This is a genomic window from Cupriavidus sp. WGlv3 (assembly GCF_023952475.1).
Classification (GTDB): Bacteria; Pseudomonadota; Gammaproteobacteria; order Burkholderiales; family Burkholderiaceae; genus Cupriavidus; species Cupriavidus phytorum.
The window spans coordinates 173,506-192,093 of record NZ_JALHRX010000001.1 but is presented as its reverse complement, the minus strand read 5'-3'; the positions used below and the strand labels follow the sequence as shown (position 1 = coordinate 192,093).

Annotated in this window: 15 protein-coding genes; 13 read left to right on the top strand and 2 right to left on the bottom strand. The window is 69.2% G+C overall.

Going from position 1 to position 18,588, the window contains the following annotated elements:
• Positions 1-32: 32 nt before the first annotated feature.
• Positions 33-1,160 carry a hypothetical protein gene (locus MKD38_RS00910; RefSeq protein ID WP_252674262.1) on the bottom strand — a complete coding sequence of 376 codons (1,128 nt, stop codon included), beginning with the start codon at positions 1,158-1,160 and terminating at the stop codon, positions 33-35.
• Between the two features lie 148 nt (positions 1,161-1,308).
• On the opposite strand from MKD38_RS00910, the gene MKD38_RS00905 reads away from it, so the two are divergent.
• From MKD38_RS00905 to MKD38_RS00890, 4 genes are all read left to right on the top strand, one after another.
• Positions 1,309-2,559 (top strand): lipoprotein-releasing ABC transporter permease subunit, encoded by a 1,251-nt coding sequence (locus MKD38_RS00905; protein ID WP_252674261.1) that lies wholly within the window; start codon positions 1,309-1,311, stop codon positions 2,557-2,559.
• Positions 2,552-3,292, top strand: coding sequence for a lipoprotein-releasing ABC transporter ATP-binding protein LolD (gene lolD / locus MKD38_RS00900; protein ID WP_252674260.1), 741 nt, complete (start codon positions 2,552-2,554; stop codon positions 3,290-3,292). The genes MKD38_RS00905 and lolD overlap by 8 nt, the downstream gene beginning before the upstream one ends.
• Before the next feature lie 13 nt (positions 3,293-3,305).
• Positions 3,306-4,166 (top strand): TatD family hydrolase, encoded by an 861-nt coding sequence (locus MKD38_RS00895; protein ID WP_252674259.1) that lies wholly within the window; start codon positions 3,306-3,308, stop codon positions 4,164-4,166.
• Between the two features lie 72 nt (positions 4,167-4,238).
• The gene (locus tag MKD38_RS00890) at positions 4,239-6,668 is read left to right on the top strand and encodes a DNA internalization-related competence protein ComEC/Rec2 (RefSeq protein ID WP_252674258.1); all 2,430 of its coding nucleotides are present in this window, start codon (positions 4,239-4,241) and stop codon (positions 6,666-6,668) included.
• A 22-nt stretch (positions 6,669-6,690) separates the two neighbouring features.
• Here the strand turns inward: MKD38_RS00890 and MKD38_RS00885 are convergent, their stop codons facing one another.
• Positions 6,691-7,635 carry a MurR/RpiR family transcriptional regulator gene (locus MKD38_RS00885; RefSeq protein ID WP_252674257.1) on the bottom strand — a complete coding sequence of 315 codons (945 nt, stop codon included), beginning with the start codon at positions 7,633-7,635 and terminating at the stop codon, positions 6,691-6,693.
• 264 nt (positions 7,636-7,899) lie between these two features.
• On the opposite strand from MKD38_RS00885, the gene edd reads away from it, so the two are divergent.
• The 9 genes from edd to kdsA all read left to right on the top strand — a co-directional run bounded on the left by edd (position 7,900) and on the right by kdsA (position 18,501).
• Positions 7,900-9,792, top strand: coding sequence for a phosphogluconate dehydratase (edd, locus tag MKD38_RS00880; protein WP_252674256.1), 1,893 nt, complete (start codon positions 7,900-7,902; stop codon positions 9,790-9,792).
• A gap of 70 nt (positions 9,793-9,862) precedes the next feature.
• A complete protein-coding gene (locus MKD38_RS00875; protein ID WP_252674255.1) occupies positions 9,863-10,369 on the top strand; it encodes a gluconokinase in 507 nt (168 codons plus the stop codon).
• A gap of 342 nt (positions 10,370-10,711) precedes the next feature.
• Entirely contained in the window at positions 10,712-12,187 is a 1,476-nt protein-coding gene (locus tag MKD38_RS00870) for a circularly permuted type 2 ATP-grasp protein (RefSeq protein ID WP_252674254.1), read from the top strand.
• A 22-nt stretch (positions 12,188-12,209) separates the two neighbouring features.
• A complete protein-coding gene (locus MKD38_RS00865) occupies positions 12,210-13,181 on the top strand; it encodes an alpha-E domain-containing protein (RefSeq protein ID WP_252674253.1) in 972 nt (323 codons plus the stop codon).
• A gap of 46 nt (positions 13,182-13,227) precedes the next feature.
• Positions 13,228-14,067, top strand: coding sequence for a transglutaminase family protein (locus MKD38_RS00860; RefSeq protein WP_252674252.1), 840 nt, complete (start codon positions 13,228-13,230; stop codon positions 14,065-14,067).
• Positions 14,068-14,181: 114 nt separating this feature from the next.
• Positions 14,182-15,003, top strand: a complete 822-nt coding sequence (locus MKD38_RS00855; RefSeq protein WP_240074097.1) for a proteasome-type protease — start codon at positions 14,182-14,184, stop codon at positions 15,001-15,003.
• A gap of 13 nt (positions 15,004-15,016) precedes the next feature.
• The gene (locus MKD38_RS00850) at positions 15,017-15,823 is read left to right on the top strand and encodes an alpha/beta fold hydrolase (protein ID WP_252674251.1); all 807 of its coding nucleotides are present in this window, start codon (positions 15,017-15,019) and stop codon (positions 15,821-15,823) included.
• Between the two features lie 128 nt (positions 15,824-15,951).
• Positions 15,952-17,604 (top strand): CTP synthase, encoded by a 1,653-nt coding sequence (pyrG, locus tag MKD38_RS00845; protein WP_171517329.1) that lies wholly within the window; start codon positions 15,952-15,954, stop codon positions 17,602-17,604.
• A 27-nt stretch (positions 17,605-17,631) separates the two neighbouring features.
• Positions 17,632-18,501 (top strand): 3-deoxy-8-phosphooctulonate synthase, encoded by an 870-nt coding sequence (kdsA, locus tag MKD38_RS00840; RefSeq protein WP_252674250.1) that lies wholly within the window; start codon positions 17,632-17,634, stop codon positions 18,499-18,501.
• The last annotated feature ends 87 nt before the right edge of the window (positions 18,502-18,588 follow it).

Sequence of the window (18,588 nt, the reverse complement as noted above, 5' to 3'; positions counted from 1 at the left end):
CAGTGGGGTGTAGGGAGCGATGGCTTCAGGCTTCAGGCGGCGAGGGCGAGGTCGGACAGCAGCGCGCGCCAGTCGCCGCGCTGGCCCATGCCGCGCCAGAACTTGCGCAGGTCGGCGCGCCGCACGGTGAACTCGGCAAAGTGGTTCTCGCCCCCCAGCACCAGCGTGATGGCGCCGATCCGGCCGGCCGCCAGCGCTTCCAGCGCCGGACCGAACCAGTCCGCATCGAGCGCGTGCATGCGGTCCAGCCACAGCCCCCAGTCCTCGGCGATATGCGCCTCGGTGGCGCTGTCGAGCAAGGCCAGCACCGGGCCCTCGAGCGCGGCCGCGCCGGCCAGGCCCGCCGGCACCGGCAGCACGCGGCTGCCGGCGGCCAGCGCCAGGCCGCTCAGGAACGGGTCGTTGCTCAGCACCGTGTCGGCCAGCCGCGGCACCGGTTGCAGCGCGCCGCCGCCGTACAGCCAGACCGAATTGACCGGGACCTCGCCGGCGGCCTCGCGGGCCTGGTTGACGCGGTGGTCGAACCACGTCATCTGGATTTCGTTCTGCAGCCGGCGCCAGTCGCGCGCGCGTTCGCCGGCCTGCATCCAGATGTCGATATTGCGGCCCGCCGCGCGCAGCGGCGTGGTCGCCTCGAGCGGGCCGAACACGGCCTCGGGCAGGTACCAGCGCTGCGGGCAGGGCGTTTCCAGCGCGATGCCGGATTCCTGCAGCAGCGCGTCGATGGCCTCGCGCAGCGCGGTGGCTTCCTGCGGCCGCAGGCCGAGCTGGCCCGGCGGCATCAGCACCAGGTGGTCGCGCGCGGCATGGATGTGCACCGGCTGCAGGCACGCCCAGGACTGGCCGTCGGCGGCCGGGGTGCCCGCCGGGGTGGCCGTGGCCGCGCCGGCGCTGTCGGCCAGCCGCATATAGGGCGCCAGCGGCACCCGCACCGTGTCCAGCCCGGCCTTGCCGGCCAGCCAGCGTTCCTGCGGCAGGCTGCGCAGGAACGGGTCATCGTGCCGCTCGCGCGGACCGGGCGCGGCCCGGGTCAGCAACTTTCCGAGCGCTGGCAGCTCCAATTGCCGCAGCAGCGCGCCGGGCACGACGTCGTCGCGGCCGTCGTCGCCGGCGCCGGGCGGGACGGAAAAGGGCACAATCAGGGTCAGGTGCGTCATCATGGTGGCGAGATTGTAAACTCCCGGCTGGCTCGCGCCAGCCCGAACTGGACCGCAACGTGAGCGCGGCGCCGCCCGCCACGGCTCGCCTGCGTGCCGCCGGCGGCGCCCCGACGGGCACTGGCGCTTTTCCGAAACAACAGGAATCCTCTTGAAATTTCCCTACGAGTGGCAGATCGGCTGGCGATATACCCGCGCAAGCAAGCGCGCCAGCCGCAACACCTTCATTTCGTTTATCTCGATGATCTCGATGCTGGGCATCGCACTCGGCGTGGCCGCGCTGATCGTGGTGCTGTCGGTGATGAACGGGTTCCAGAAGGAAGTGCGCGACCGCATGCTGTCGGTGCTGGCGCATATCGAGGTGATCGGCCCGTCGGCGCTGCCGGACTGGCAGAGGACCGCGGCCGAGGCCCTGCAGAACAAGGAGGTGGTCGGGGCCGCGCCCTACGTGGCGGCGCAGGCCATGGTGACCCGCGACGATGCGGTGCGCGGCGTGCTGCTGCGCGGCGTGGAGCCGTCGCAGGAGCCCAAGGTGTCGGAGATCGGCAGCCAGTTCCGCGCCGGCAGCATGGCGGCGCTGGTGCCGGGCAGCTTCGGCATCGCGCTGGGCAACGAGCTGGCCAATGCCATGGGCGTCCAGGTCGGCGACAAGATCACGCTGCTGGCGCCGCAGGGCACCATCACGCCGGCGGGCGTGCTGCCGCGGCTCAAGCAGTTCACCGTGGTGGGCGTGTTTTCCTCCGGACACTTCGAGTTCGACAGCGCGCTGGCGCTGGTCAACCTGCAGGATGCCGAGACCCTGTTCCGCCTGAGCGGTCCCACCGGAGTGCGCCTGAAGCTGCAGGACATGCAGCGCGCGCCGCTGGTGGCGCAGGAGCTGGCCGGCACCATGTCGGGCGAGCTTTACCTGCGCGACTGGTCGAAGCAGAACCGCAACTGGTTTGCCGCGGTGCAGACCGAGAAGCGGATGATGTTCATCATCCTGACGCTGATCATCGCGGTGGCCGCGTTCAACCTGGTGTCGACGCTGGTGATGACCGTCACCGACAAGCAGGCCGACATCGCCATCCTGCGCACCATGGGCGCGCAGCCGGGCTCGATCATGAAGATCTTCATCGTTCAGGGCGTGGCCATCGGCTTTATCGGCACGCTGCTGGGGGTGGCCGGCGGCACGCTGATCGCCACCAATATCGACGTGATCGTGCCCTTCATCGAGCGGCTGCTGCACGTGCAGTTCCTGCCGCGCGACATCTATTTCATCAGTCAACTGCCTTCCGATCCCCGCGTGAACGACATCGCCACCATCGGCATCATCTCTTTCGTGCTGGCCACGCTGGCCACGCTCTATCCCAGCTGGCGCGCCGCCCGCGTCAACCCGGCGGAGGCGTTGCGCTATGAGTGAAGCCGTGCTGCAAGCCGATACTTCCACGCCCGCGCCGGGCCAGCCGCGCACCGGTGCGCCGGTGCTGGTGGCCGAGGGCCTGACCAAGCGCTTCCGCCAGGGCGAGCTCGACGTCGACGTGCTGCGCGGCGTTGACGTGCGCGTCAACGCGGGTGAGAAGGTGGCCATCGTGGGCGCCTCGGGCTCGGGCAAGAGCACGCTGCTGCATGTGCTGGGCGGGCTCGACGAGCCCGATTCCGGCCGTGTCGCGCTGCACGGCAAGCCCTTCACCGCGCTGCGCGAGCGCGAGCGCAACGTGGTGCGCAACCGCTCGCTGGGCTTTGTCTACCAGTTCCACCACCTGCTGCCGGAATTCACCGCGCTCGACAACGTGGCGATGCCGCTGCGCATCCGTGGCCTGACCCAGTCCGCCGCGCGCGAGGTGGCGCAGGCGATGCTGGAGCGCGTCGGGCTGGGCGGGCGCTCGCGGCACCGGCCGGGCGAGCTGTCCGGCGGCGAGCGCCAGCGCGTCGCCATTGCGCGCGCACTGGTGGGCCAGCCGGCATGCGTGCTGGCCGACGAGCCCACCGGCAATCTCGACGACCACACCGCCGGCGGCGTCTACGACCTGATGCTGGAACTGTCGCGCACGCTCGGCACCAGCTTCGTCATCGTCACCCACGACCTCGACCTGGCCGGCCGCTGCGACCGCGTGCTGCGGCTGCGCGACGGCCACCTGCACCAGGAACGCTGAAGCGCCCGCGGCCATGTGGATCGACACCCATTGCCACCTCGACGCCGGCGAGTTCGACGCGGACCGCGAGCAGGTCACCGACGCGGCCGAGGCCGCCGGCGTGCGCGGCATCGTGGTGCCGGCGGTGGCGGCGTGGAACTTCGACACCGTGCGCGCGCTGGCGCAGCGCGACGCGCGCTGCGTCTATGCGCTGGGCATCCATCCGCTGTGCTCGCCTGGCGCGGGCCAGCCCGAGCTCGACACGCTGCGGCGCCAGGTCGCCGCCAGCATGGGCGACCCGCGCTTCGTCGGCATCGGCGAGATCGGGCTCGACTTCTTCGTCGCGGGGCTGGATGCGGACCACCAGACCTGGCTTTACGTCGAACAACTGAAGATCGCGCGCGAGTTCGACCTGCCGGTGCTGCTGCACGTGCGCAAGTCGCAGGACCAGGTCGGCGCGCAGCTGCGCAAGCTCGGCGTCAAACGCGGCATCGCCCATGCCTTCAACGGCAGCCACGAACAGGCGCGGCGCTTCGTCGAGCAGGGCCTGAAGCTGGGCTTCGGCGGCAATGTCACCTTCAGCCGCGCGCGCCAGATCCGCCGGCTGGCGACGGAGCTGCCGCTGGAGGCGCTGGTGCTGGAAACCGATGCGCCGGACATCGCGCCGGCCTGGCTGTCGGATGACCAGTTCGGCGAACAGCACAAGGCGCGCAATACGCCGGCCGAGGTGGCGGGCGTGGCGCGCGTGATGGCGGAACTGCGTGGCATCGATGCCCTGACGCTGGCGCAGGCGACCTGGCGCAATGCCGTGGCGGCGCTGCCGCGGCTGGCGGCGTTCGCCGACACCATGGCGCCTCCGCTCGCTGGCGGTCACACAACTTCCACGCCTTCTTGACAGGCTGACAAGCTTGCCGCGCCTGCGCGCGGGTACAACTCCAGGTCATGCAAGATCATCGGAGGAGGTGCCGTGCGTCGCTTCGTGGTGGCATTCGTAGCCGGATCCTGGACCCTGCAGCAGCAGTCGACGCTGCCGCAGGCGCACGGACTGCGCCTGGGCGCCGCGCTGCTGGCCTTGTGCGCCATCGTGGCCCTGTGGGGCAGGCGCCTGCCTGCCATGCTGCAAGGCCTGGTACTGGTGGCGCTGGCCTTTGCCATGGCGTACTGCTGGGCCGCCTGGCGCGCCGAACTGCGCCTGCGCGAATGGCTGCCCATGGCGCTGGAAGCGCGCGACCTCGACGTGCGCGGGGTGGTCTCGGGCCTGCCCACCCAAACCGCCACCGGCACACGCTTCGCGTTCACTGTCGAGCAGTCAGCCGGTTCGGCCCCGCCGCTGCCGGGCCGGGTCATCCTCAGCTGGCGCGACGCGCCGCCAGCGTTGAGCCCAGGGCAACGCTTCACGCTGACGCTGCGCCTGCGGCGCCCGCGCGGGCTCGCCAATCCGTCCGGCTTCGATTACGCCTACTGGCTGCTGGCGCAAGGCTATGGCGCGACCGGCTACGTGCGCCGCGCCCAGGGTCCGCCGCAGGAGGCTGCCGGCGAGCGGCTGGCCTGGCGCATCGAAGCCTGGCGCGCCGCCGTGCGCGACCACTTGCGCGCCGCGCTGCCGGCCGGAGCGCGCTATGGCGCGGTGCTGGTCGCGCTGGTGATCGGCGACCAGCGCGGCATCGAGGCGGAAGACTGGCAGTTGTTCCGGCGCACCGGGGTGAGCCACCTGGTGGCCATTTCGGGGCTGCATATCACCATGGTGGCCGGCATGGCTGCGTCGCTTGCCGGACTGTTGTGGCGCCACTCGTTCGGCTGCGGCCGCTGCCTGCGCCGGCCGCTGCCCTTGTGGCTGCCGGCGCGGCAAGCCGCGCTGGTGATGGCAGTGGCCACCGCGCTGGGCTACGGCATGCTGGCCGGCATGCAGATCCCGGCGCTGCGCACCGTCGCCATGCTCTGCGTCGCGGCGGTTGCGGTGTGGGGAGCACGCGCGCCGCCGGCGTCGGTGGTGCTGGCGTGGGCGGCGCTGGTGGCGCTGCTGCTGGATCCGTGGGCGGTGATGCTGCCCGGCTTCTGGCTGTCCTTCGGTGCCGTCGCGGTGATCTTCTTCGCTGCCCGGCCGGGACGCGACGCTGCGATCGCAGGGCGCTGGCAACGGCTGCGGGCCGCGCTTGCCGCGGCAGCGCGCACCCAGTGGGCCGTGACCATCGGGCTGGTGCCGCTGACGCTGCTGCTGTTCGGCCAGGTCTCGGTGGTGTCGCCGTTCGCCAATGCGCTGGCGATTCCCGTGGTCAGCCTGCTGGTGACGCCGCTGGCGCTGCTGGGCGCCGCGCTGCCGCTGTGGCTGGCCGTGCCGGTCATGGCGCTCGCCCACTTTGCCATGCAGGGACTGGCTGCCGTGCTGCAATGGTTTGCCATGCTGCCCGGGGCGATGTGGGAGGCCGCCAGCGCGGGGCCGGTGGCGCTGCTGCTGGCCGCGCTCGGCGTGGCGCTGCTGGTGGCGCCCGTGGCTTCGGCGCGCCTGCGCCGGCATGGCGGACTGCTGATGCTGCCGATGCTGGTGGCGCGCGGCCCGCCGGTGGCCGACGGCCAGTTCCGCGCGGTGATGTTCGACGTCGGGCAGGGCACGGCGGTGCTGGTGCGCACGCGCACGCACGCACTGCTGTACGACGCGGGGCCAGGCTATGCCAGCGGTTCCAGCGCGGGCGCGCAGGTAGTGGTGCCGCTATTGCGCGCCGAGGGGGTGGCGCGGCTCGACCACCTGATGGTCAGCCATGAAGACATCGATCATGCCGGCGGCGTGGCGGACATTGTGGGAACGGTCGACGTGGTGGCACGTAGCACCGGTGCGCCTGCTGGCCACCCGCTGCTGGGAGCTCACCATCCTGGGGCCGGTCCAGCCGAATGGAGCCCATGCGCAGCGGGACAGCGATGGGAGTGGGACGGCGTGCGCTTTGCCGTGCTGCACCCGTTGCCTGAGCAGTCGCAGCAGGCCGCCATCGCCAGCAATGCGCGCAGTTGCGTGCTGCGCGTGGACACTGCCGCGCACAGTCTGCTGCTGACCGGCGATATCGGCCTGGCGCAGGAGCGTGCGTTGATCGGGCGCTTGCCAGCCGGGGCCTTGCGCGCCGACGTGCTGGTGGTGGCGCATCACGGCAGCATTACGTCGTCCGGCGCGGACTGGATCGAGGCGGTCGGGCCCGCGGCTGCGGTGTTCCAACTTGGCTATGGCAACCGCTATCGCCATCCGAACGCCGAAGTCTGGGAGCGCTTTGGCCGCGCGGGCATCCTGCGCTATCGCACCGACGAAACCGGCGCGGTGACCATGGACACGACGCGCGCGGGTCACGCGCTGTCGATGTTCCGGCAGGCCGAGCCGCGCTACTGGCGGGAACGGCCGCCGGCGCCGCGCTAGGGCGCGCCGGTGCCGCGGGCGGTCAACCGGGTTTGCGGCGGCCGGGGCGCGCCGCGGGCGGTACAGGTTGGGCAGGCATGGCGGGCTTCGTCGCCGCGGTGCGGCCCCGGCTGCGTGCCGGCGCAGGCTCCGCACCGGCGATGCGCCGCTCGCGCAGATGCGCCTTGGCGCGCTGCAGGCGCGGCGCGACGGTGTCAGCGCGCGCCAGCGCAACGCCGGCAGCGAGCACGTCGCCCAGTACCAGGTGGCTGATGCGCGAGGTCATCGGCGTGTAGACCTCGCTGTCTTCCTCGACGTCCGAGAACACGCAGACATCGGCCAGCCGGGCCAGCGGCGAGCCGCTGTGGGTCAGCGCCAGCACGCTCGCGCCGCTGCCGCGTGCCAGCGTGGCGGCGGTCAGCATGTCCCAGGTGCGGCCGCTGTTGGAGACCAGCACGGCCACGTCGCCCGGCGCCAGCAGCGCCGCCGACATGCTGAACACGTGCGGGTCGGCATAGGCGACGGTCGGCATGCCCAGGCGGAAGAACTTGTGCTGCAGGTCCAGCGCGACAATGCCGGAGTTGCCGCAGCCATAGAACTCGATGCGCCGCGCGCCGGCGAGCAGCTGGATGCCATGCTCGATCTGGTCGGCCGACAGCGCGTTGCGCACGCTCATCAGCGTGGCGATGGTGCGGTCGAACACCTTGCCGGCGATGTCCGCCGGGCGGTCGTCGGCGGCGACATCCTGGTGCACGAAAGGGGTGCCGCCGCCGACGTTCTGCGCGAACTGCAGCTTGAATTCGCGGAAGCCGTCGTAGCCCAGCGCCGCACAGAAGCGCGCGATGGTGGGTTGCGATACCCCGGCGCGCTCGGCCAGTTCCGGCATCGACAGCCGGATCACGGCGGCGCCGTGGCGGGCGACATAGTCGGCCAGGCGGCGTTCTGAAGGACGAAGGGTGTCGTAGACGGCAAGGATGCGGTCGCGCATGGCGGCAGGCGGCGGTGTCGGCGTGGAAAGGATATGTAGAGATTCTACATCGATTGGCGCCGAATCTTGCCTGAGATGAGGCCAGGCTGGCTCTCCGGGTTTGTCCTGATTACAGAATTTTCTGCGTGATTTTGCTACGCTTGCGGGTCGACGGGCGGCAGGCGCTGGGTATAATGGCGGCCAATCTGTAGAAAATCTACAGACGATAGCGGCGCTGCGGCGCCCCTCGCTACGCCTCATTCCGCCCACAAGGACCGTCACGCCATGCCTTCCGCCGTCCATGCCGAGCTTCAGGCCGTTACCGACCGCATCGTTGCGCGCAGCCGCGCCAGCCGTGCCGCCTACCTTGCCCGCTGCGACCGAGCGCAGGCGGAGCTGGGGCCGCTGCACGGCATGTCCTGCGCCAACCTGGCGCACGGCTTTGCCGCGCTGCCGGCCAGCGACAAGCTGAAGCTGCGCGTCGAGCATGCGCCCAACCTGGGCATCGTGACCTCGTACAACGACATGCTGTCGGCGCACCAGCCCTACGAGCGCTATCCCGCCGTGATCCGCGAGGCCGCGCGCGCGGTCGGCGCGGTGGCGCAGGTGGCGGGCGGGGTGCCGGCGATGTGCGACGGCATCACGCAGGGCAACGCCGGCATGGAGCTGTCGCTGTTCTCGCGCGATGCGATTGCCATGGGCACCGCGGTGGCGCTGTCGCACAACACCTTCGATGCGGCGCTGATGCTGGGGGTGTGCGACAAGATCGTGCCGGGCCTGCTGATGGGCGCGCTGCAGTTCGGCCACCTGCCGATGGTGTTCGTGCCCGCGGGCCCGATGGCCAGCGGGCTGCCCAACAAGGAAAAGGCGCGCGTGCGCCAGCTCTACGCCACCGGGCAGGTCGGGCGCGATGCGCTGCTGGAAGCCGAATGCCAGGCCTATCACGGCGCCGGCACCTGCACCTTCTACGGCACCGCCAACAGCAACCAGTTCCTGATGGAAATCATGGGCCTGCACCTGCCGGGCGCGGCCTTCGTCCACCCCGACAGCGGCCTGCGCGATGCGCTGACGGCCGCGGCGGCGCAGCGCGCGATTGCGCTGCGCGCGCGCGGCGATCACTACCTGCCACTGGCGCGCATCGTCGACGAACGCGCCATCGCCAATGCCATGGTCGGCCTGCTGGCCACGGGCGGCTCGACTAACCACACCATCCACCTGGTGGCGATGGCGCGCGCCGCCGGCATCGTCATCGACTGGAACGATTTCGACCTGCTGTCGCGCATCACGCCGCTGCTGGCGCGCGTCTATCCCAATGGCTCGGCCGATGTGAACCACTTCCATGCCGCCGGCGGCGCCGGCTTCGTGATCCGCGAGCTGCTGCAGGCCGGCCTGCTGCACGAGGACGTGCAGACCGTGGCGGGCCCGGGCCTGGCCCGTTACGCGCAGGAACCGGTGATGACGGACGGCGTGCTGCACTGGCGCGACGGCGCCGCGCGGAGCGGCGACCCGCAGGTGCTGGCGACGGCCGCCGCGCCGTTCTCCGCCGAGGGCGGCCTGCGGCTGATGCAGGGCAACCTGGGTCGCGGCGTGATCAAGGTGTCGGCCGTGGCGCCCGAGCACCGTGTGGTCGAGGCCCCGGTGCGGGTGTTCGATTCGCAGGAGGCGCTGCAGGCGGCGTTCGACGCTGGCGAACTGGGAGGCGACCTGATCGCGGTGGTGCGTTTCCAGGGGCCGAATGCCAACGGCATGCCGGAGCTGCACCGGCTGACCCCGGTGCTGGGCGCGCTGCAGGACGGCGGCCACAAGGTGGCGCTGGTGACCGACGGGCGCATGTCCGGCGCCTCGGGCAAGGTGCCGGCGGTGATCCACGTCGGCCCCGAGGCGCTGGCAGGCGGCGCGCTGGCGCGCGTGCGTGATGGCGATCGCATCCGCGTCGACGCCGTCGCCGGCACGCTGCAATGGCTGGGCGACGAGGCCGAATTCGCGGCGCGGGCGCCGGCACGCGCGCCTGCCGATCCGTTCGCGCAGTTCAGCCTGGGGCGCGGCCTGTTCGGCCTGTTCCGGCGCCACGCACGGGTCGCGGAAGAGGGCGGCAGCGCACTCGACCTGTCCGAACTGGATGCCGCAGCGGCCGGCGCCGACGGCCGTACCGCCGAGTTGCGATCCGTCGCACAATAACCGGACCAGGACAGGCAATCAACCGACAAGGATGGTCCCACCATCCGATACCAAGACCGACGGAGCAGACATGATCTATATCCTGATGGGCGTTTCCGGCAGCGGCAAGACCACGGTCGGCCAGCTGCTGGCGCAGCGGCTGGGCTGCGGCTTCCATGACGCCGACGACTTCCACAGCGACGCCAACAAGGCCAAGATGCACGCCGGCATCCCGCTGACCGACGATGACCGCTGGCCCTGGCTGGCGGCGATGCGCGCGGCCATCGACACCGCCCGAGCCGAAGGCCGCACCCATGTGTTCACCTGCTCGGCGCTGCGCCAGGCCTACCGCGACCGCCTGACTCCGCCCGACGGCGGCGTGACCTTCGTGTTCATGAAGGGGGATGCCGAACTGATCGGCCAGCGCCTGTCCGCGCGCACCGAGCATTTCTTCAACCCCGAGCTGCTGCAAAGCCAGTTCAATACGCTCGAAGAACCCGGCGACGCGCTGGCGCTCGATATCCGCCAGTCACCCGAAGCGCTGGTCGACACCATCCTGCAGGCCACCGTGCGGCAGGGGGCAGGCGCGGCGCGCTGACCTTGCGCCAACGTGCCCACGGAGGGGCATGGTCCAGGGCGAGCATCCCGCTTTTTCCATGGTTCGCAACCACGGCTGCCGGCCTCGCCGGCGGCCGTTTTTGCGTGCGCTGGCAGGCATCTTGCTAGCCTGGTTTCGGTGCCGATGCGGCGCGGGAGCGGTGGCACGGGCGGCCCGTCGGCCACCTTGCGGCTTTCGCCGGCACGGGTATGCTGGAAGGGCCGGTGACTCGACGGCATCACCGCGGCTTGCGCCAACCGGCGCGGCCGCGCGGCAGGGCAAGACAGCCAGGGCAACCAGGGCGGCCGGCAGCGGCGCCCGCGACATGGAGGAGCGGCCATCATGGCGGCGCGGTACTTCGACGAGATGCTGGACTGGCGCGACGGCAGTGCGCCGGCGCTGATCCATGCGGGACAGGCCTTGCCTGAAGGGGCGGTACGCCCGCACTACCGGCATTTCGCCGAATGGCTGGGGCGGCAGACCGAAAGCACCATGGCCAACAAGCGCGCCGAGGCCGACCTGGTGTTCCGGCGCGTGGGCATCACCTTTGCCGTCTACGGCGACAAGGACGAAGCCAACAGCGGCACCGAGCGCACCATTCCGTTCGACGTGGTCCCGCGCATATTCCCGGCGAGCGAATGGGCGCTGCTGGAAAAGGGTCTGCGCCAGCGCGTGGCCGCGCTGAACCGCTTTATCCACGATATCTACCACGGCCAGGACATCATCCGCGCCGGCGTGATCCCGCCCGACCAGATCTACAACAACGCCCAGTACCGGCCCGAGATGCTGGGCGTCAACGTGCCGCACGACGTCTATGCGCATGTCGCCGGCATCGACGTGGTGCGTGCCGGCGAGGGCGAGTTCTACGTGCTGGAAGACAACCTGCGCGTCCCGTCCGGCGTGTCGTACATGCTCGAGAACCGCAAGATGATGATGCGCTTGTTCCCGGACCTGTTCGCGCGCAACCGCGTGGCGCCGGTGGCGCACTATCCCGACCTGCTGCTCGACATGCTGCGCGGGGTCTCGCCGCAGGCGATCGCCGATCCCACCGTGGTGGTGCTGACGCCGGGCATGTACAACTCGGCGTACTTCGAGCACGCCTTCCTGGCGCAGCAGATGGGGGTGGAGCTGGTCGAAGGCAGCGATCTCTTCGTCGAGGACAACCACCTGTTCATGCGCACCACGCAGGGCCCGCAACGCATCGACGTGATCTACCGGCGCGTCGACGATGACTTCCTCGACCCGCTCGCGTTCCGCCCCGATTCCGCGCTCGGCGCCGCGGGCCTGCTGTCGGTCTACCGCGCCGGCAACGTGACCATCTGCAATGCGATCGGCACCGGCGTCGCCGACGACAAGTCGATCTATCCGTATGTGCCGGACATGATCCGCTTCTACCTGGGTGAAGAGGCCATCCTGAGCAACGTGCCGACCTATATGTGCCGGCGCGCCGAGGACCTGCAGTACGTGCTCGACCATATGTCCGAACTGGTGGTCAAGGAAACCCACGGCGCCGGCGGCTACGGCATGCTGGTCGGGCCGGCAGCGACGCGCGCCGAGATCGATGCCTTCCGCGAGGTGGTCCGCTCCAGGCCGGAGCAGTACATCGCACAGCCCACGCTGGCGCTGTCGACCTGCCCGACCTATGTCGACGCCGGTATCGCGCCGCGCCATATCGACCTGCGCCCGTTCGTGCTGTCGGGCAAGGAGGTGCGCATGGTGCCGGGCGGGCTGACGCGCGTGGCGCTGCGCGAGGGCTCGCTGGTGGTGAATTCCTCGCAGGGTGGCGGCACCAAGGACACCTGGGTGCTGGAACGATGAACGCCGATTCGGGAGAGCCCGCATGCTGAGCCGCACCGCCGACCACCTGTTCTGGATGGCCCGCTACACCGAGCGCGCGGAGAATACCGCGCGCATGCTCGACGTCAACTACCAGACCTCGCTGCTGCCGCAGTCGGCCGAAGTGGCCGAGCAGGGCTGGTGGGCCATGCTCGATATCTCTGAGCTGACCGAGGTCTTCGACCACAAGTACGGCCTGCTGTCGCGCGACGACGTGATCGACTTCATGGTGCGCGACATGACCAATGCCTCGTCGATCATGAGTTGCCTGCGCGCGGCGCGCGAGAACGCGCGCGCGGTGCGCGGCTCGCTCACCACCGAGGTCTGGGAAACCGTCAACACCACCTGGCTGGAGGTGCAGCGCCTGATTGCCGATGGCGTGCTGAAGGAAGATCCGGCGCGCTTCTTCGAATGGGTCAAGTTCCGCTCGCACCTGGCGCGCGGGGTGCAGTTCGGCACCATGCTCAAGGACGATGCCTTCCACTTCATGCGCCTGGGCACCTTCCTGGAGCGCGCCGACAATACCGCGCGCATTCTCGACGTCAAGTTCCAGGCGTCTAACGGCCGGGAGGGCGAGGAGCGCGAGGCCAATCCCGACCAGGGCGCCCACAACGATTTCTACCACTGGGCGGCGATCCTGCGCTCGGTGTCGGGCTTCGAGGTCTACCGCAAGGTCTATCGCGCGGTGATCACGCCGCAGCGCGTGGCCGAACTGTTGATTCTGCGCCCGGACATGCCGCGTTCGCTGGTGTCGAGCATGGACGAGGTGGTGGCCATCCTGCATACGGTGCGCAACCAGCATTCGGCGGAAACCGAGCGGCAGGCTGGTAAACTCCACGCCGACCTGAAGTACGCGCGCATCGACGATATCTTTGCCGTCGGCCTGCATGCGTACCTGACCAGCTTCCTGGAGCGCATCGGCGACCTCGGCAACGGCATCAGCCGGGACTTCCTGGTGCCGTTGCAGGCAGCCTGAGCCGGGCCGCCGGCAGTCCCCCGTGCCGCCGCCGCGCCCTGATACCGTGAAATACAAGATCCACCACCATACCGTCTACCGCTACACCGAACCGGTGCGGCGCAGCGTGCACGAAGTGCGTCTGCAGCCGCGCTCGGGCCCGCTGCAGACCGTGGACTACTGGCAGCTGTCGACGCCCGGCAACCCGTCGGCGGCGCGCGACGGCTTCGGCAACATCGTGCACAACTTCACGGTGGCCGGGCCCGCCAGCACCATCGCCATCGAAGCCAGCGGCGAGGTTGAAGTGCTGCCGCCGCATGGCGAGCTCGACCGCGACGGGCACCATGCGTTCTGCGATGCGCCGCCGGACGGCGAGGCGCGGGTCTCGCCGCTGTACTTCCTCGGCAGCACGCCGCTGACCTCGGCGCCGGCGCCGATGCGGGCGTTTGCCGCGCCATTCCTGGCGGCCGGGCATGATATCGATGCGCTGCTGGCGCTGGCGCGCGGCATCGGCGAGCGCGTGCGCTACAAGCCCAACACCACCGATGTCGGCACTTCGGCGGCGGAGGCCTTCGCGCTGGGCAGCGGAGTGTGCCAGGACCAGGCGCAGGTGATGGTGGCGGCGTGCCGGGCGCTGGGCATCCCGGCGCGCTATGTCAGCGGATATTTCTACGACCCGGCCGCCACTGAACTGGCCAGCCATGCCTGGGCCGACATATGCCTGGACCCGGCCGGCGAAATCTGGTGCAGCATCGACATCACGCACGGCTGCCTGACCGACGAGCGCCATATCCGGCTGGCGGTGGGGCGCGATTACGCGTCGGCGGCACCAGTGCGGGGCATTCTGGACGGCGGCGCCGGCGAGACGCTGGAAGTCAATGTAACAATCACGCCACTTTCTAACTGATTAGGTGCTTGCTTCCAGACGTGGCGCGGTGCCGGTGCACGGGCGCTAGAATCCAGAGTGATGCAGGCCACTGCCGGCCCATGCCGGCCGCCACCAAGAACATCAAGACAAACCATGACGTATTGTGTAGCCATGCGGCTGGATGCCGGCCTGGTATTCCTGTCCGACTCCCGCACCAATGCCGGGGTAGACGCCATCTCCACCGCGCGCAAGATGACCGTGTTCGAGGAGCCTGGCGACCGGGTGATGGTGCTGATGACCGCCGGCAACCTGGCCATCAGCCAGTCGGTGCGCCAGATCCTGATCGAGGACCATGACGAGAAGCGTTCGTTGTGGACCGCGCGCGACATGTTCGAGGCCGCCTCGATCGTCGGCGAGGCGGTGCGCCAGGTGCACCGGCGCGACGCCCACGCGCTGCGCGACGCCGGCATCGAGTTCAATGTCAGCCTGGTCTTCGGCGGCCAGGTGCGCGGCGAGCGGGTGCGGCTGTTCAATATCTACGCGGCTGGCAATTTCGTCGAAGCCACGCCCGAGAACTGCTACTTCCAGATCGGCGAGGCCAAGTACGGCAAGCCCATCGTCGACCGCGTCGTGCATCCGTCGCTGCCGCTGGCGGAAGGGGCCAAGTGCGCGCTGATCTCGATGGATTCGACGCTGAAGTCGAATATCTCGGTGGGCCTGCCGCTGGACCTGCTGGTCTATGAAGCCGATTCGCTGCAGGTGACCCGCTTTGTCAATATCGACGAGCGCAACGCCTATTTCCGCATGATCCGCGACACCTGGGGTCATCGCCTGCGCCAGGTCTTCGGCGAGATCCATAACCCGGAGTGGGATCCGGCCGCGCCCGCGGAATTCTCGCTGGCGCGCTCCGGCGAGGCCGACCGCTGGGCCCAGCCGGTGCGGGCCAGGCGCGTCCATCCGCGCAAGCCGGACTGAGGCGACGGCGGATATGCGCGAGATCATCCATTTTTCCCACGCCAACGGCTTCCCGGTAACGACCTACCGCAAGCTGTTCGGCGAACTCGACGGCGAGTTCGAGTTCCGCGCCGTGGACCGCTACGGCCACAAGCCGGAATTCCCGGTGACACGCGGCTGGCCGCACCTGGTGGAAGAGTTGCTGGGCGACATCGACCGCCAGTACCGCCAGCCGGTGTGGCTGGTGGGCCATTCGCTGGGCGGCTTCCTGTCGCTGATGGCGGCACTGCGCCGCCCGGAGCGGGTGCGCGGCGTGGTCATGCTGGACTCGCCGATCATCGCCGGCTGGCGCGCGTCGCTGTTGAAAACCGCCCAGATGCTGGGCATCGATGAGAAGCCCGGCCCGGCGGCGGTGACCAGGAACCGGCGCACGCATTGGCCGGACGCCGAGGCGGTGTGGGAACACTTCCGCGCCAAGCCCAACTTCGCGGTGTGGGATCAGGAAGTGCTACGCGACTATGCCATCCACGGCACCGAGCCCACCGGCAAGGACAGCGAGCGCCGGCTGCGCTTCGACCGCGAGGTCGAATACTGGATCTACCGCACGCTGCCGACCAGCCTCGGACGCAAGGTCGCGCGCGGCGCGCCGGTGCCGGTCGGCTTCGTCGCCGGCACGCGCTCGCGCGAGTTGCGGCAGTGCGGCCTGGGGGCGACGCGGCGGCTGGTCGGGCCCAACCTGCGCTTTATCGAGGGCGGCCACCTGTACCCGATGGAACGGCCGCAGCAGACCGCGCAACTGGTGCGCGAACTGATCGGCGCGATGCGCGAGCAGGGGCGCTGAGCGGGCGTGCGGCGCATGCGCCCCAACGGGGCGCGCGGCGCGCCGGGGACGGGCTGCTGTCACAATTTCCGGGTCGGCGGGGAACGGGCTCTCATGTATAATCCCGATTTCCCCGGCAAGCTCGGTTTATGACCAAATTCGTCTTCGTCACCGGTGGCGTCGTCTCTTCTCTCGGCAAGGGCATCGCTGCTGCCTCGCTCGCGGCCATTCTTGAGTCGCGCGGTCTCAAAGTCACCCTCCTCAAGCTCGATCCCTACATCAACGTCGATCCCGGCACGATGAGCCCTTTCCAGCATGGCGAGGTGTTTGTCACGGAAGACGGTGCGGAAACCGACCTCGATCTCGGCCACTACGAGCGTTTCGTCTCGGCCAAGATGCGCAAGTCGAACAACTTCACCACCGGCCAGATCTACGAATCGGTGATCCGCAAGGAGCGCCGCGGCGAATACCTGGGCAAGACCGTGCAGGTGATCCCGCATATCACCAACGAGATCCAGGCCTTCGTCGAGAAGGGCGCGGCCGCGTCGCACGACGGCAAGGCCGACGTGGCGCTGGTGGAAATCGGCGGCACCGTGGGTGACATCGAGTCGTTGCCGTTCCTGGAAGCCGCGCGCCAGATGAGCCTGCGCATGGGCCGCAACCACTGCGCCTTCGTGCACCTGACGCTGGTGCCGTTCATTGCCAGCGCCGGCGAGCTGAAGACCAAGCCGACCCAGCACTCGGTGCAGAAGCTGCGCGAAATCGGCATCTCGCCGACCGCGCTGCTGTGCCGCGCCGACCGCCCGATCCCGGACGACGAGCGCGCCAAGATCTCGCTGTTCGCCAATATCCCGCAAGACGCCGTGATCTCGGTGTGGGATGCGGACAGCATCTACAAGATCCCGCAGATGCTCAACGAGCAGGGCCTGGACCGCCTGATCTGCGAGGAGCTGCGCCTGGATCCGAAGCCGGCCGACCTGTCGATGTGGCAAAAGCTGGTCAACGCCCAGGAAAATCCCGAGCATGAAATCACCATCGGCATGGTCGGCAAGTATGTCGACCTGACCGAGTCGTACAAGTCGCTGATCGAGGCGCTGCGCCACGCCGGCATGCACACCGCCACGCGCGTCAATATCGAGTACATCGATTCCGAGGAACTGGAATCGGGCCACCTCGAAGTGCTGGCCCCGCTGGACGCGATCCTGGTGCCGGGCGGCTTCGGCAAGCGCGGCACCGAAGGCAAGATCCGCGCGATCCAGTACGCCCGCGAGAACAAGATCCCCTACCTGGGCATCTGCCTGGGCATGCAGCTGGCGGTGATCGAGTTTGCGCGCCACCTGGCCGGCATGGCCGACGCCAACTCGACCGAGTTCAACCTGGAAACCGAACACCCGGTGGTCGCGCTGATCACCGAGTGGGTCGACCGCGAAGGCAAGGTCGAGCAGCGCTCGGCCGATTCCGACCTGGGCGGCACCATGCGCCTGGGCGCGCAGCGCGTGCCGGTCAAGGAAGGCACCAAGGCCAACGCCATCTATGGCGCCGAGGTCAACGAGCGCCACCGCCACCGCTACGAGGTCAACAACCACTACGTGCCGACGCTGGAAAAGGCCGGCATGGTGATCTCGGCGCGCACGCCGACCGAGAACCTGCCGGAAATGATGGAGCTGCCCGAGTCGATGCACCCGTGGTTCGTCGGCGTGCAGTTCCACCCCGAATTCACCTCGACCCCGCGCGACGGCCACCCGCTGTTCAAGGCCTACGTCGAAGCCGCGCTGGCCAGCCAGCAGCGCAAGGGCGCGTAAGGCCCGGCGCAAGCAGGAGAGACAGTCATGAAACTCTGTGGATTCGAGGCCGGCCTCGACCAGCCGTTCTTCCTGATCGCCGGTCCGTGCGTGATCGAGTCCGAGCAGATGGCGCTGGATACCGCGGGCGAGCTCAAGGCCATCACCACCGAGCTCGGCATCCCGTTCATCTACAAGTCGTCGTTCGACAAGGCCAACCGCTCGTCGGGCAAGTCGTTCCGCGGCCTTGGCATGGAGAAGGGCCTGGAGATCCTGGCCCACGTCAAGCGCGAGATCGGCGTGCCGGTGCTGACCGACATCCATGAGATCGACGAGATCAAGCCCGTCGCCGCCGTGGTCGACGTGCTGCAGACGCCCGCGTTCCTGTGCCGCCAGACCGATTTCATCCGTGCCTGCGCGCAGAGCGGCAAGCCGGTGAATGTCAAGAAGGGCCAGTTCCTGGCGCCGCACGACATGAAGAACGTGATCGACAAGGCGCGCGATGCCGCACGCGAAGCCGGTCTGCCCGACGACGTCTTCATGGCCTGCGAGCGCGGCGTTTCGTTCGGCTACAACAACCTGGTGTCGGACATGCGCTCGTTGGCGATCATGCGCGAGACCGGCGCCCCGGTGGTGTTCGACGCCACCCACTCGGTGCAGCTGCCCGGCGGGCAGGGCACCAGCTCCGGCGGCCAGCGCGAGTTCGTGCCGGTGCTGTCGCGTGCCGCGGTTGCCACCGGCGTCGCGGGCCTGTTCATGGAGACGCATCCGGATCCGAGCAAGGCCATGTCCGACGGCCCCAACGCGGTGCCGCTGTCGCGCATGAAGGAACTGCTGTCCGTGCTCAAGGAACTCGACACGCTGGTCAAGCGCGCCGGCTTCCTGGAAGACAACTTCGGCTGGCCGGCCTGCGCCTGAGCCAGCCCGGCTTGTCGCCGCCGCGCCGGTCACGGATGCCGGCGGTGACAAACCATATCGAAAGACAATACAAAAAATCGGGAGATT

Excerpts from the sequence above, each read along its gene's own strand:
- MKD38_RS00910 (WP_252674262.1), bottom strand. The coding sequence starts at position 1,160 with ATGATGACGCACCTGACCCTGATTGTGCCCTTTTCCGTCCCGCCCGGC.
- lolD (WP_252674260.1), top strand. The coding sequence starts at position 2,552 with ATGAGTGAAGCCGTGCTGCAAGCCGATACTTCCACGCCCGCGCCGGGC.
- MKD38_RS00895 (WP_252674259.1), top strand. The coding sequence starts at position 3,306 with ATGTGGATCGACACCCATTGCCACCTCGACGCCGGCGAGTTCGACGCG.
- MKD38_RS00885 (WP_252674257.1), bottom strand. The coding sequence starts at position 7,635 with ATGCGCGACCGCATCCTTGCCGTCTACGACACCCTTCGTCCTTCAGAA.
- edd (WP_252674256.1), top strand. The coding sequence starts at position 7,900 with ATGCCTTCCGCCGTCCATGCCGAGCTTCAGGCCGTTACCGACCGCATC.
- MKD38_RS00875 (WP_252674255.1), top strand. The coding sequence starts at position 9,863 with ATGATCTATATCCTGATGGGCGTTTCCGGCAGCGGCAAGACCACGGTC.
- MKD38_RS00870 (WP_252674254.1), top strand. The coding sequence starts at position 10,712 with ATGGCGGCGCGGTACTTCGACGAGATGCTGGACTGGCGCGACGGCAGT.
- MKD38_RS00865 (WP_252674253.1), top strand. The coding sequence starts at position 12,210 with ATGCTGAGCCGCACCGCCGACCACCTGTTCTGGATGGCCCGCTACACC.
- MKD38_RS00855 (WP_240074097.1), top strand. The coding sequence starts at position 14,182 with ATGACGTATTGTGTAGCCATGCGGCTGGATGCCGGCCTGGTATTCCTG.
- MKD38_RS00850 (WP_252674251.1), top strand. The coding sequence starts at position 15,017 with ATGCGCGAGATCATCCATTTTTCCCACGCCAACGGCTTCCCGGTAACG.
- pyrG (WP_171517329.1), top strand. The coding sequence starts at position 15,952 with ATGACCAAATTCGTCTTCGTCACCGGTGGCGTCGTCTCTTCTCTCGGC.
- kdsA (WP_252674250.1), top strand. The coding sequence starts at position 17,632 with ATGAAACTCTGTGGATTCGAGGCCGGCCTCGACCAGCCGTTCTTCCTG.